Below are 13,995 nucleotides of genomic sequence, written 5' to 3'. Positions count from 1 at the left end.
TTAAGAATGATTAACAACAAGCTGATGGCGAAAACGAGAAACATCGGTATTTCGGCGCACATCGACTCTGGTAAGACTACTCTTTCAGAGCGTATCCTTTTTTATTGTGACATGATCCACAAGATCGAAGATGTTCGTGGTGGTGGTGCTGGTGCAACTATGGACCACATGGAGCTAGAGAAGGAAAAAGGGATTACAATTACATCTGCTGCAACGACAGCACACTGGAAAGGTATTACAGGTAAAGGGACAACTTTTGCTGACGGTGTTGAGAAAGACACTCGTGTAAACCTAATCGATACTCCGGGTCACGTTGACTTCACTGTTGAGGTTGAAAGATCACTACGTGTACTAGATGGTGCAATCCTAGTTCTTTGTTCAGTATCTGGTGTTCAGTCTCAGTCAATCACTGTAGACAGACAGATGAAAAGATATAACGTTCCTAGAATGGCCTTCTTAAACAAGATGGACCGTATGGGAGCAAACCCATTTAATGGACGTGACGCACTTAAAGAAAAGCTAAACCACAATGCTGTTCTTATGCAAATCCCTATTGGTGCAGAAGATCAGTTCACAGGTGTTGTTGACTTAGTAACTAAGCAAGCAATGTACTTTGATGGTGATAACGGTGAAAACGTAAGAATCGAAGAATGTCCAGCTGATCTTGTTGAGCAGATGGAAGAACTAAGATCTGAAATGGTTGACGCTGTAGCTGAGTACGATGATGAAGTTATGGAAGCATACCTAGAAGGTAATGAGCCAACTGAAGAACAACTTCACATGTGTATTAAGAAAGGTGTTCAATCTCTTCAACTTACTCCTGTTTACATGGGGTCTGCATTCAAGAATAAAGGTGTTCAAGCACTTCTTGAAGCTGTTGCAAGATACCTTCCTTCACCACTTACTTGTGCTCTACCAACTGCTGTTGATTCAGATACAGATGAAACAGTTACAATTAATCCAGATCCAGCAGAAGATCTACTTGCGATGGCATTTAAGATCACTGATGAGCAATTTGGTCAGCTGACTTATACAAGAATCTATAGAGGTACACTAAATAAAGGTGATACTGTTTATAATACAAGAACTGGTAAAAAAGTACGTATCGGACGTATGGTTCGTATGAACTCTAACGATAGAGAGAATATCGATACAGCTCACGCTGGTGATATCATTGCTATCGTAGGTATCGACTGTGCATCAGGGGATACATTCGTAGGTAACGACGATAACTTAAACCTTTCTCTTGAAGGTATCCACGTTCCAATCCCTGTTATCGAGCTTTCGATTTCTTGTAAGGATAAGAACGAGCAAGCGAAAATGTCTAAAGGTCTTGCAAAATTTATTAAAGAAGACCCGACATTCCACGTATACACTGATGAAGAATCAGGTGAAACACGTATTGCTGGTATGGGTGAGCTACACCTTGAAATTTACGTAGAAAGATTAAAGCGTGAGTTCGGTGCAGAAGTACAAGTTGGTGCTCCTCAGGTTAACTACCGTGAAACAATCAGAACTGAAGCTACTTTTGATTACACTCACAAGAAGCAAACTGGTGGTTCTGGTCAATTTGGTCAGGTTGTTGGTCTACTTAAGCCTCTTGCTGAAGAAGATAAGGATAAAGAAGATCAGGTATTTAAATTCAATAACGAAATTAAAGGTGGTTCGATTCCTAACGAATTCATCGGTGCCTGTGAAAAAGGTTTCCAAGACGTTATGGATAAAGGTCCTCTTGCTGCATTCCCAGTTATTAACTGTGAAGTATTCTTAAGAGACGGTAAGTCACACGACGTTGACTCTTCAGATATGGCATTCCGTATTGCTGCAAGACAAGCGATGAGACAAGCTATCAACAAAGCACAACCAGTTCTTATGGAACCAGTTATGAAAGTTGAAGTTACAACTCCAGATGAATTCCAAGGTTCTGTAATTGGTGACCTTTCTTCAAGAAGAGGGATGATCCAAGGTTCAGAAACTGATCCGGGTGGAGAAGTTATCATCAACGCTGAAGTACCACTTTCAGAGATGTTTGGTTACTCAAATGACCTAAGATCGATGTCTCAAGGTAAAGCATCATACACGATGGAATTTGCAAGATACGTTGACTGTCCTTCAAATATTCAAGAGACAGTTATGAAAGAACGTAAAGAGAAATTAGCAAACGAAGATTAAGCCGATATTTAAAAATATTGATTTATATTCGAAGGGCCGTATTTATACGGCCCTTTTTTATTTTGCATGAATAACTTTTAGGATACTACTTGATAGTGTTTTAGCATCAACCCATATCTGTCCTTTCTCATCAACTTCCCAGGCCTCGTCATAATTTCTATAATCTCCCCAGCTATTTCTAACGAGGTATTGGCATGAGTTGTCCATGGCCTTTCTTTGGCCAATCACAAGGACTGAGTGATTGCTACAGCTCCCATTCATAGCAGGTAGTGAGCGTTTAAAGCTCTTTTCTTTTTCTGTTAAGACTTCCGCACAGATATCTACAATAACCGGTAAGTTGTTTCCTGATTCAAGACTTGTGCTTATATTTTGGATGGCATGTGGGTTTACTTCATCAACTTGAAAACGTTTCTTGAATTCATCATCTGTTTCATTATAACCAACATCGCTAGGAGAGTAGTCATGGTACTCAAGTTCTGGCAGACTGAGTTCGATTTTATTATTTTCACATATCTTATCAAAGATAGCTTGCTCTCTTAAGTAGAAGCCTTTTTTTGTAACTGCAATCGCCAAAGTTTCATCATTCACAATATCGAAAAAACCTTCTTTTACACCACGAAGTCGTAGCTCTTCTTTTACAGAATTTATTTTTTCTTCTACTGTCTTATTCGAGTAGAACTCGTATACGAATGGTTCCCAGAAAGTATTTGGATCCTTAATTCCAATTGAAGTCAGAAAATTTTGATCACAGCTGTAACCCTGTCTTAGCTGATTAAAGAGGATATTAATCTGGCCGACTCCTAGTCCGGAGCGGCCAGCTCCTCTTGATATGTTGGAGAGTAGGTTGACTCTGCTCCCATTTGCTCTTGTCGGTGATAGTTTCGTTTGTAGTGCTGATGTTATTGGTGATGTAATATGTCCCTTTGCTTTTAAGTCATTTTGTATAACTGCATCGATAAATTGAGAACCTGCAAATGCATAGCACATTTGAGAATCTTTCTGCTTTCCATACATTTGATCATGAATTGGCAAGTTCTTAAAAGGCGCATTCTCACCCTGGTCGAGTCGAATATCTTGGCAGTCGTTCGCAAAAATTGATGTGGATAGTAGTATTAGAATTGTGATGAATAATTTTTGAGATTTGAACATTTAATAAATATACAATGGATAGTGTATGGTTATTTCATTTGATGTAGAAATTCCTTTAGTGTTTATATTCAATACACGTTTAGCTTATTTTAAATTTTAATAGTGGCCGACATTAAATGACTATTTTTTAAACTAATCAGCTATATATGTTCAATTTTTAGTCGGCCTAAGTCTTTGATTCCTCTTTAAAAGATTGGCACTATCATTGCTTCATATATTCATGTGAAGAAACTAATAATCGCACTATTCTTGATGGCCACAAGCACGCAGGCAATGAACCTTACATATATTTATGGAGGGATTACGCCGCATATTCAAAGGCCATCCGGCCCGAATGCAAGGCCACTTTGTAATGAGCTATCAGAGGGAAGCGGAGTTATTTATAATGAATTGCACTCAGTACGATTCAACTATGCTTACGACTGGTCCACTGGACTACTTGTAGGGGAGAATTCGTACTGTGAGCCAATTTGGGGTGTTACCCAAAGTTATAATTTTTATCGTAATAAGTATGTTGAGATTAATGGTACAGCAGGCTTCTATCATTTTGATGAGAATGGTTTTGACTTCAGTGAAGGGGCGTACTTTGCCAATATTGGTGACTTCTACTTTGTTCCAATCATCGGTGCGGAAGTGAACTTTAGTCTTTACAAAGGTAAGGACTTTCAAATATCTTTCATGAATCTGCTTACTCCTGTTATTACAAACCATTCCTTTGGAGTAACGTTTTTCTTCTAATTTACAATTATTTGACAGAGTTGTTATTTACAAATGTTCATTTTTGGTATAAGTTATAACTTATACTTAAGATAAGGTTAAAATTATGCTAGAAACAAGCCAATTACAAACACTCGTGGCCGTGGCCCGTGCAGAAAGCTTTTCTCGTGCAGCCGAGGACCTAAATGTAACTCAATCTGCCATCTCTCAATCTGTTAAGAATTTAGAGACTAAAATAGGCGTTAAGGCCTTTAAGAGAACTGGTAAGAAGGTTGTTCTAACTCAAGAAGGTGAGAAGCTCTATGAGCTTGCAACAAACTTTCTTAATGATATGGATGAAACCCTTGTCCAAATTAAAGATAATAAAGATGAAATGAAAGGAAAGATACGCATCGGTACTCTTACTGGTGTTGGGAAATCTTGGCTTGCTAATGAGCTTTTAACTTTTGCTGAGAATGAAAAAGACCTTTCAATTCATATCTCTCTAGGCTTTCAAGAAGATTTAATTAAGAGTTTTGAAGAGAATAAAATCGACTTTCTTGTACTTCCTGAAGGGGCACTACCTAAGTCTGGTGAAAAGCTACTACTAAGTGAAGAGGCCGTTACGCTTGTTTACCCTAAGGGAAACCCTTTTAATATTACAGAACAAACTTCATTAGATGAATTAACTAAGATGCCTACTGTGCTTTTTGAGCAAGGTGATCGTCTTTATTACAACTGGTGTGTGGCAAAGTATGGGAAGAAGCCTAAGAAGGTAAATGTCCGCTACTCTATAAACTCTCACGGAAATATGTTACAGGCAGTAAAGAGTGGTCTTGGGATCGCTGTGGTTCCAAATCACGTTCTAAAGCGTTGGTACTATAGTGATGAGATTGAAACTCTAGGTAAAGCATTTGAGGTTTCTAATGACCGCTTCTATATTGTCTACCATAAGGAATCGACAGAACTTGTACGTATTAGAAAAACAATTGAAATGCTGACTAAAGAGGCCAACCCATTTCTTTAATTCTCATGATAAAGAAGTATGACCTTGCAAATATTCCAAACTCCATACAGCTATTTATTAGAAAGAGTTGGGAAAAAGGTTTTAGGCTTTGCCTTGTTGGAGGCAATGTTAGAGATTGGTATCTAGGTAAACAATCGACAGATTTTGATTTCGAGATTAGACATCTTCAAAAAATTGAAGGTGAGGCATGGATTGACTATCTTACTGAAAACTTTCCTGAAGCCAACTATATTGGCATGGGGGTTTTTCGAATCAAACTTGGAGAGGCCGAAATTGAATTTTCTTCTCCACGTCTTGAAGAATTTAATGATGAAATTGGCCATAAGAACTTTACTCCTAAGTTTTCAAGCATCCTGTCTTACGAGCAGTCATTTAAGCGAAGAGATATAAGAATTAATGCTATTGGTGCACAGTTTAGTGTAGTCGATGATAGAATCGAAATTGATATCATTGATCCTTTTGGTGGCCTTGCTGATATTGAAAATAAGAAAATTAATTATATCAATGCGGACTTCTTTAACGATCCAGTAAGACTTCTTAGAACTATTCGTTTTAGTATTAATACAGGCTTTGTAATAAATGAAGATGAAAACTTCTCTAAGTTTGATTTGCGAAAAATTTCTTCTCATTACTTAAAATATGAATCTTCAAAGTGTAATGACTGTCAGCAATTTGTAGAAACCTTTGTCTCCCTTGTTAAGCGCCATCATATCAAGTTACCTCAGGCTTTAAGCGAGATCGTTCATTTAGATGAGAATTACTTTATAAACGATATGAACTCAATTGAAGAAGTCGTTATGTATAATAATGCTGGCTTCAGTGAGGAGCTCTATGCATTTTTTGCAATTAAAAAAAACCAATACAAGAAAGTATTAAATTTTATTAATGCTAGAAATGCTCTTCTAAAAAAAGATCTTATTGAATTGCGAATTAATTTCATTAATGCAATGGCCGGACTAGGCAACGATAGTCGACTTAAACACTATGACTTATTTATAAAATTGAAAGACAAATTAAGTATGCACCGTTCAAAAGACTCTAGAAATAAGGCGATAAAGGCCATCGCAGAGAGTGAGCTAGGCAAAAAACTCCTAAATAAATAACGCACTAGATTTATATCCAAATATTATGCCATAATGAAAGAAGGAAAATCCTTCTTGGGGGAATTATGGTTGACATACATTCAATAATTGCAACTCATAAAAATAGAGAAGTTGATTCAGCGAAGGTCGATTCAAGATCTTGTCCTACACCTACGTTCTCAGATATACCTGATATTTTCTTTGATGAGATTCTAGTTAATTATCGCTTAACAAGAGTTGAAATTGTTATTCTTATGTATCTTTATCGTCGTGTTTGGTCGAAGGCCAACCCATATCGTGAGCATGGTATATCTCAACTAATGTCTATGTCTGAAATTGTAGAAAAACTTCAGATTTCTCTTGAAGAAATTCATCAATCAATCCTTAAACTTGAAAATTTTGGATTCATCTCAACAATCAGAGTTGGCCAGTATTTTGTCAGACGCTTCTTTACCAAGGAAAATGACGAATATCATGGTCAGTATTATAATGACTTTGATTTTTAGATTTTTCACCAAAGCTTAAAAAGCTAATAAATCCAGTATGTTGTGTATTCCTTTTTTAAACCATGATATCATATAGATAAGAATAATTGCATGGAGACAATTTGTGTCAAAGAAAATTGCTTATCTAGGAAAGGATCTTGGTTATTGGGATGACTTACAAAAAGTTTATGCCAAAACATACCCAACTGAAGAAAAGAGCTTTCATCAGTTTTCTTATCATGCCAATAATATTAATGATTGTATTTTTGAACTCTTCGAGTTGGCCCCTTCGATTATTTATATCGACATAAAAGACGGTGAAGTAGATGGGCATAATTTAGGCCTAATTTTAAAAAGAATTCACTTCTTTAGACATACACCTGTTGTTGCAATTGTTAGTAACGTTGAAGATGTAAAGAAATTAATCTCGATAAACTTTGACTTTGTATTTGTAAAAGGAATTGAGATACATGATGTTGTGTATCACCCTTATAAATTACGATTTCCCGCTGAGGCTATTTCTGCGGAGTTTGCGCTTGCAAAGCTACAGGCCGAAATTAAGCTCAAAGAAATTGCACGTGTTGGCTACTATGGTTTAAGCTCTATGCATATTGAATGTAATAATAAGCTAGAAGAAGGTAGCATAGTTGAAGTAGAACACGCTCTTGAAAATAAGCAAATGGATACGAACTACTTTGTCGCTCGTAAACATGGTGAAGATAATATCTACTATGGTTCAAATGGTTGGTCAGAGCTAGAATACCTATTTGTTGACCCTGTTAAGCGAGAGGATGGTAGCCTTAGTTTAAACGTTGAAGATCTAAATGAGAATGAGTTAAGTAGAAAGTTAAAAATTGGAAAGACTTTAAAAAAATGGGTTAATGATAACTCGTCTTACGGTTCTAAAAAATTAACAAAGCTTTTCATGATTGATCCGCAAATGAATTATTTTAAATCAAATGACAAACTTATCGATACATACGATTTTGTATTTAGAATTAATGAGAGTTTTGATGAAGACTACATTAATATTGCACGCTTAAATCCGGATATTATAGTCTACTCTTACCCTGAGCTCTTAAGTGAGGATGGTGAGTTTGAAGATGCAAAAGAGGGCCAAGATGTTGATCAGATGGCCAATATCACAAAGAACATTGAAGATTTTCATCAGAGACAAGATGAAATATTAAAAAATGCCGTAAGTAATATCAAAAAGCTAGGAGATAATAGTCCATACTTCATTGTTATAAATTGTGACAGATACTCATCTAAAGAATTCCAAGAGAAGTTTAATTATCAATTTGCTCTTGTAAATCCGACAATGATAGGAATGAATGTACTTTCTCAAATGGTGCATCAATTAGAAGAAAAGCGCTTAACGAAAGAAGAGCAGGAATTGAATACGAAGATTGCTGCTTTAAGAAAGAAGGACCCTATTAAGTATGCTAAGCTTAACAAATCCTATTTTAATCCTCCAAAGTATTTTGTAAGTAAGAAATCTCCTCTTAGTCATGCTTTAATTATTAGGGATGCTAAGTTAGTTGAGATATCTGAATCGACTTGTTTCTTTACCTTAAATGAAGAGCTTGTCGTAGGGAATTACTACTTAACTCATCCTTTTAATTTTGCGGTAAAAATAGTCCCACAAGAAGGGAATATATATAAAAAAGAAGGCAATACTTATAAATATCAAGGATTAATTCACGCTATTGGTGAAAAAGAAAAAATGCGTCTTCGCCAATTTGTGAATGATATATATACTCAACATAAGAAAGAGATCCGTGAAAAAGAGGCCCTCGTTATGAAAGAGGCCAATGAGAGATTTTTAGAAGAGCAGCGAATTGCTACTTTATCAGAAGAGGAAGCTGCTGCAGAAGAAGAGGCGCAAGAGCAGGCGGCAAAAGAAGAAAAATTAAAGAATACAGCTCCTGAAAATATGGATCTTTTAAATGATCTAGATGCTGCTATTACTAAAAAATCTGGTCAGTAAGCTGAGTGTTTTAGTACACTAAGATACTAAACATTCTCTTCTTTTCTTACATCTTATGATTTATTTTCCATCTGCCATTAAAATATAAGGATATTTTCATGGAGGAAGATAATGAGAAATCTAATGTTAGCATTGATGCTACTAGTATCGAGCAATATTCTTGCTACAAACCCAAATAGTATAAATGAGAAATTTAATAACAGATTTTCTTTTGAAAGAGATGATTCTGGAAAACTTATTGCTGTAAGAGACCGTACAATCCGTACAAAATTCAAATTCAAGGACTATGTTGAGTATATAAAAAACTCAATCTTAAATGAGCAGGCCTTGATGTCACAAAGTGGACTTACTGGTAATTATGAAGCTGAAGTCGAAGGACTTTTTGAAACAGGTCATAATTTTCTTGGAAATGATTTTCAAACTCAAAAAAATGTAAAAAGAGTTGTTAGTTCAATGCGTGCATTTGAAGGAATTGATTTTAATGCTATTTTTGCTGATAAAGAATTTAATAACTTAATTGAAGAATTCGGCTCTAAGGTTAAGGAAGCTTTTTATTATATTGATCCTACAATTATTGCAAAGCCAGATAATGCAACTTTCTTCTATCGCAAGAATGTAACTTATAAGGTTGTTAACTGGGCATTGAATCAGGCCCGTAAACGTCTATCAACAGTTCCTGCTTTAAATACAGCTTTCTATATCATTACAGAGACTGAGAAACTTTTTAGAACAAGACGTTATTATCACCAAAACCTACTATTGCACTATCTTGAATTTTCAGCTCCTACAGATCTTGGGCTAACTAAAGAGGAAGTGGATCTAGTATATTCTTCAATATATGAGTCAAGAATTGATTGGATTGCATTTTGGGAATCAAATAGTGCAAAATTAAATTGGCCAAGATACGGTACAGCGAACTTCTACTCTAAATTTAGAACGGCCACAAATCGTTTTAGATCTTATAGATCAAAGTATTCAGAGATTGGAGAAAGAATTAACTATAGTTTTCAAGAGGTAACACTTGATGGTGAAAGAGTGATTGTTAATTTATTTGATGGGAACCACACTTTTGATAAGTCACCTGCAATTGCTTATTCTTATGACCGTCCAAATCGTGTAAAGAGACTTAGAAGTGTTCTTACTTTAGCTGGCCTTGGTTTAAGTTTTGTCCCTCTTCCTTCAATTATAAAGGACAATGTTGATGGCTTTATTAAGTCTTACTACAAACAACAGCAAATTACTGAGGGTGCTTTAATTGGTTACTTTGAAATGAATGATGATGATTATATGCTTAGAGAAATTAGATCTCAATATATCAATCCATTTATGTAAAAAAAAGGGCCTTTTAAAGGCCCTTTTTTTATGCTGCTTTATGATTTGATTTTATAACTGTTAAGATTAGAAAGATTGTTTGAACCGCAAAGAACGTTCCTAAGAAATATGCTCCACCTTGAGAGAATCCGTATGAGTGAAGTCCTGTTGCAAGGATGTAGTTAACTCCAAACCATGCCATCATAACACTCATAAAGGCCCCTGCAACAAGGACAGAGAAGCTTTTATTTGTGATCCAATTTGTATACTTTCCGTGAAGGATCGCCATATAGATACATAGAACAATTAGTGACCATGTCTCTTTCGGGTCCCAGCCCCAAAATCTTCCCCAAGAGTAATCTGCCCAGACACCACCAAGGATAATCCCTGCCGCAAGCATGATGATTCCGTATTTTAGAGTCGTGTAGATTAGGTCATTATAATATGTCTCATCTTCTACTTTAAAGTCTGTAAATGCTCTTTTAAAAAGAATTGTATTTGCTAGAATCCAACTTAGGGCCAGAGCACCGTAAGACATAATGATTGTTGTTACGTGAGTACTTAGCCAGAAATTATCTCTTAGTACTGGAACAAGTGGACTAATTGATGGTGAAACCATATTAGTCGCAAATGTAATCATCATAAGCGTACATAGGTTGTATGCAAGCCCCATGTAGAGATATGTTTTTTCCTTCTTAAAATGTCCAATAATCATTGAAAGAAGTAGAGCACCGTAGCCAGAGAAGATTACAGTCTCATACATATTTGTAATTGGTGCACGACCTGAGATATAGACTCTTAAAGTGATATATACTGTTTGAACAATAATCGTTAGCGCTGAAAGACCAAGTGCGATTCCAAATTTCTTAAAAAGAACTAGAGCTGCTAGGCCAATAAGAGTTAGGGCAAAGGCAATCTTTGGCAGCTGTAATTTATCGAATAAGAACTCTGTTAGGTATTTATCACCACTTACTTCGATATAGTCTTTCTTGGCCTTTGCAAAGACATCCTTAAATGGTGTTTGTGAAACTTGGGCAAGAGCATCGACTTTTTCTTTTGTTAAAAAGCTTGTTACCGGCCCCCACGAGATTTCATTTCCCATTCTTACAGGTAGCTGCCAGTTGTTTCCATTGATGATGTCTTGATAAAGAGCAATTTTATTAAGAAGCTTATTAAGCTCTTTCTTATAACCTGATTCAACCTTTTCTTTCTGATAGGCCATTCTAATTGTGACGTTCTCATCAATTAAGTCATCAAGTGCCATTGAGCTTTTTCCACCAAGAAGAGCTTTCGTATTCTTGTGCTCAATTTTAGTTTCTAATTTAAAAGGTGCTTCTAGGCCAAATGCCTTTGAACTTAGAAGACAGAAAGTCGCTACTGATGAGTGACCTTTGGCCTTGTACTTTCCTGTCAGGTGATGAATAACTTCTTTTGAATGAACTGTAAGTGGTTTAATACGTCCATCTTGAAGAATAGGAAGTTTTCCTAACTCATCATTACAAAAGTTAACGTTAGCAAGTGTACTTGTTGCGATAAGTAGACTTAGTAGAATCTTAATCATTTCTTGTCTCCTAATTGGTCACCATCTGCTACTTCAAGGCCTAAAAGGTCCTTCGTTTTTCTCTTTGGGCGGTAGTTTAAATAATAGTGCCATAAAGAACCAAATACGAGTAGGAGTGAGCCTAGGTATTTAATCCAGCGTCCTTGATCTAGGTTTACTGATAGGGTTGAGCTATATTGTCCCGTTTCAGGGTCTTGTGAGTATGAGGCCTGATAGAATGTGAAGCCATCATACTTTAAAGGGTTGTTCATATAGACATGATATGGAGTTGTGTCACCATCTGTGAATAGATTCACAAAACTCTCGTAACTGGCCGGGCGATTCGTTCCAGGGTCTTTATCCATTTTAAAACGAGTTAGTGTGAACTCAAATGGTAGAAGAAATGACCTTTTCGTTAAATAGACATTTGTCTTTACGCCATCAATCAGTACTGAGACTGGCTTATCATCTGTTAGCCAATATTCCTTATCTCTTACGTGAATTTTTGCTGCTCTTGTTATACCTCTAACGAGTCCACCATTTTGTTGAATTGGTAGAGTCGACTCCGGGACCATTGTTGGAACAAGGTTCTTTTCATTGCGAACTAATTTAAGTGTGAAACCCATCCAAGGAAGTGACATTAGACCTTGGTTATCAAAGTTCTGGCTAAGCCACTTATCGGCATCTTTATCATAGAAAGAAGCTGAGTCTCCAAAGAGAAACAGGTTTGGTTTTTCTTTAAAAAGATTCTTAGAGAATACTCTGATTGGAGCATTCATTGCTGGCTTTAGATTTTGGTCAAGGGCCCAAGGACTTAGGTCCGGAAGAAATGAGTATACATTTTCTCCATCTTTAATGACGAAGAAACGCTTATTGGTTGCAGTCTCTTCAACCTTGATATTCTTTTCCTCTGCAGTATAGCACTGTGACGTTCTTGAATCCCAAAGGATTAGGCCACTATCACTCGGTGTTGAAAAGCATGGGGCAAGAGTTTTTGGTAGGTAGGTAATACTTAAAAGTCCCATGCTAAGTGAAGCTTGAAAATCAAATGCTTCAGGGTGAAGACTTAATGTGAAGTCCTGGGCCACATTATCATTTGAAATAATATAACTTGATGAGTGCATATTATCTGAGTCATTAACACTATCTTTGGCAGGGAGCCACTGCATTACCTTGTCAGCAAATGGAATATATTCTTTAATTTCTATTTCTTTGTAAGTAACGTCAATATTACTATCAAATGCACTATAAGGAAGCGGAAGAACTGCTCTTGTATTCTCATCTGGACGCGTGATCTCGATAACATCTTCGTTAAGTACAACTTGTCTTGTTGGACTCATTGGCCGTAGGTGGATCGTTCCATCTATTCCGGCAATATAGGTAACAAAGGAGCCAATTCCAATTATAATTAGGCCTGTGTGTATCGTGTAGAAGCCATACAGTCTTTTCTTTAATGGGAGCCTAATAAGTGCTGCAAATAGAATACTGAGTCCCATAAAGAATTGAATGGCCATAAACCACCAAGTCTTATAGATAAGCCTACCTACGAAGTCTGTTCCGTAATAACTTTCTACAAATGTTCCTACAATCATTGCAAGTGAGAATAGTGAAATAATAAAAACTGCGAATTTCATTGAGCCAATTGAACGCTCAAAGTACTTGTAATTGAACTTGTTACTTACCATTGCTTTTTAGCCTTTTTCCTTTGCTAAATTAAATAGCATAGTTGGTAAAGAGAGGCTATGGATTTCAAAAAGTTTTCAAAAACCTTACAAAAGCGGCGCAGATTTTATGATCTTGTACGCAATATAAACAATTGAGTAGAGAAAGATTTGATGAGTGACGTAGATAAGAAACGAATGCTTTCCTAAGAACTGTATAGAGCGAATTAGACGCCATTGGCGGTATTCAATTTTATGCCAGCCAAGGTGAAAGAAGGTGATTCCTAGCAATGAAATAGCGGCCCATGGGAAGACTGCGATAAAGTCTAGAGATGCGTGGTCCATTTCTGGAAATGGGATAGCGTAAGGGGTTGCTTCAAGTGCTAGAATGAGTATGGCCAATGCTGCACTGATCCATGGTTTCTTTCTAAGAGGAGTAATTAGTAGTGTCGTGAAAAAGATACAATGTAGTGTTCCAAAGTAGATCCAGTTTTTCGGAAACATAAAATATGTTGAGATACTGATGATAATGGCCGCAATACCAATTTTAGCTTGGCGAATTAGATAAGGACGCGGATGAATCTTTCCAGGATGGGCCATACATATTGATACTCCTACTGAGAACATGAAAAGAGTAACAATAAGGCGTGGGAGGTAGTACCAAAAACCTGGTCTAAAAAATTCAATATCGACAAATCCGAAGACATCAAGATCATACGTAAAGTGAAAGATAATCATTAAGATGACTGCTATACCTCTTGTGAGGTCGATTAGATGATATCTCTTTTTTATTGTCTGCGAATCTTGTGTCATGTCTAAATGATAGCATAATCTCTTAATTTATGGTCAAAAGTATTCAAAGCTGTTAATTTGATTCCTATA

The 13,995-nt window shown here is 36.4% G+C and carries 11 protein-coding genes; 7 read left to right on the top strand and 4 right to left on the bottom strand.

The features are described from left to right. The first annotated feature begins 6 nt into the window (after positions 1 to 6). Positions 7 to 2,172, top strand: a complete 2,166-nt coding sequence (gene fusA / locus M902_RS07960) for an elongation factor G (RefSeq protein ID WP_021267187.1) — start codon at positions 7 to 9, stop codon at positions 2,170 to 2,172. 57 nt (positions 2,173 to 2,229) lie between these two features. On the opposite strand, the gene M902_RS07955 is transcribed toward fusA, so the two are convergent. After that, positions 2,230 to 3,321 carry a hypothetical protein gene (locus tag M902_RS07955; RefSeq protein WP_040314483.1) on the bottom strand — a complete coding sequence of 364 codons (1,092 nt, stop codon included), beginning with the start codon at positions 3,319 to 3,321 and terminating at the stop codon, positions 2,230 to 2,232. Between the two features lie 222 nt (positions 3,322 to 3,543). On the opposite strand from M902_RS07955, the gene M902_RS07950 reads away from it, so the two are divergent. From M902_RS07950 to M902_RS07925, 6 genes are all read left to right on the top strand, one after another. Continuing rightward, on the top strand, positions 3,544 to 4,059 hold the full coding sequence (locus tag M902_RS07950) for a hypothetical protein (RefSeq protein ID WP_156979776.1): 516 nt from the start codon (positions 3,544 to 3,546) through the stop codon (positions 4,057 to 4,059). A gap of 85 nt (positions 4,060 to 4,144) precedes the next feature. Further along, the gene (locus M902_RS07945; protein ID WP_021267259.1) at positions 4,145 to 5,044 is read left to right on the top strand and encodes a LysR family transcriptional regulator; all 900 of its coding nucleotides are present in this window, start codon (positions 4,145 to 4,147) and stop codon (positions 5,042 to 5,044) included. A gap of 5 nt (positions 5,045 to 5,049) precedes the next feature. Further along, positions 5,050 to 6,147, top strand: a complete 1,098-nt coding sequence (locus M902_RS07940) for a tRNA nucleotidyltransferase/poly(A) polymerase (protein WP_021267307.1) — start codon at positions 5,050 to 5,052, stop codon at positions 6,145 to 6,147. Between the two features lie 65 nt (positions 6,148 to 6,212). Next, entirely contained in the window at positions 6,213 to 6,632 is a 420-nt protein-coding gene (locus tag M902_RS07935; RefSeq protein WP_021267368.1) for a hypothetical protein, read from the top strand. 103 nt (positions 6,633 to 6,735) lie between these two features. Next, a complete protein-coding gene (locus tag M902_RS07930; RefSeq protein ID WP_021267162.1) occupies positions 6,736 to 8,601 on the top strand; it encodes a hypothetical protein in 1,866 nt (621 codons plus the stop codon). 111 nt (positions 8,602 to 8,712) lie between these two features. After that, complete coding sequence (locus M902_RS07925; RefSeq protein WP_021267387.1) at positions 8,713 to 9,933, top strand: hypothetical protein; 1,221 nt, start codon at positions 8,713 to 8,715, stop codon at positions 9,931 to 9,933. Positions 9,934 to 9,961: 28 nt separating this feature from the next. Here M902_RS07925 and M902_RS15875 read toward each other — a convergent pair whose 3' ends face one another. From M902_RS15875 to M902_RS07910, 3 genes are all read right to left on the bottom strand, one after another. Continuing rightward, a complete protein-coding gene (locus M902_RS15875) occupies positions 9,962 to 11,473 on the bottom strand; it encodes a cytochrome c biogenesis protein (RefSeq protein ID WP_021267245.1) in 1,512 nt (503 codons plus the stop codon). Beyond that, entirely contained in the window at positions 11,470 to 13,137 is a 1,668-nt protein-coding gene (locus M902_RS07915; RefSeq protein WP_021267376.1) for a cytochrome c biogenesis protein ResB, read from the bottom strand. The genes M902_RS15875 and M902_RS07915 overlap by 4 nt, the downstream gene beginning before the upstream one ends. Before the next feature lie 84 nt (positions 13,138 to 13,221). Beyond that, entirely contained in the window at positions 13,222 to 13,926 is a 705-nt protein-coding gene (locus M902_RS07910; protein ID WP_021267289.1) for a heparan-alpha-glucosaminide N-acetyltransferase, read from the bottom strand. Positions 13,927 to 13,995 lie beyond the last annotated feature (69 nt).

The sequence above is a fragment of the Bacteriovorax sp. BAL6_X genome (assembly GCF_000443995.1).
Classification (GTDB): domain Bacteria; phylum Bdellovibrionota; class Bacteriovoracia; order Bacteriovoracales; family Bacteriovoracaceae; genus Halobacteriovorax_A.
This window is presented reverse-complemented; position numbering and strand designations above follow the sequence as displayed.

Coding starts and splice junctions, on each gene's coding strand:
- fusA (WP_021267187.1), top strand. CDS start 7: ATGATTAACAACAAGCTGATGGCGAAAACGAGAAACATCGGTATTTCG.
- M902_RS07955 (WP_040314483.1), bottom strand. CDS start 3,321: ATGTTCAAATCTCAAAAATTATTCATCACAATTCTAATACTACTATCC.
- M902_RS07945 (WP_021267259.1), top strand. CDS start 4,145: ATGCTAGAAACAAGCCAATTACAAACACTCGTGGCCGTGGCCCGTGCA.
- M902_RS07940 (WP_021267307.1), top strand. CDS start 5,050: ATGATAAAGAAGTATGACCTTGCAAATATTCCAAACTCCATACAGCTA.
- M902_RS07935 (WP_021267368.1), top strand. CDS start 6,213: ATGGTTGACATACATTCAATAATTGCAACTCATAAAAATAGAGAAGTT.
- M902_RS07925 (WP_021267387.1), top strand. CDS start 8,713: ATGAGAAATCTAATGTTAGCATTGATGCTACTAGTATCGAGCAATATT.
- M902_RS15875 (WP_021267245.1), bottom strand. CDS start 11,473: ATGATTAAGATTCTACTAAGTCTACTTATCGCAACAAGTACACTTGCT.
- M902_RS07915 (WP_021267376.1), bottom strand. CDS start 13,137: ATGGTAAGTAACAAGTTCAATTACAAGTACTTTGAGCGTTCAATTGGC.
- M902_RS07910 (WP_021267289.1), bottom strand. CDS start 13,926: ATGACACAAGATTCGCAGACAATAAAAAAGAGATATCATCTAATCGAC.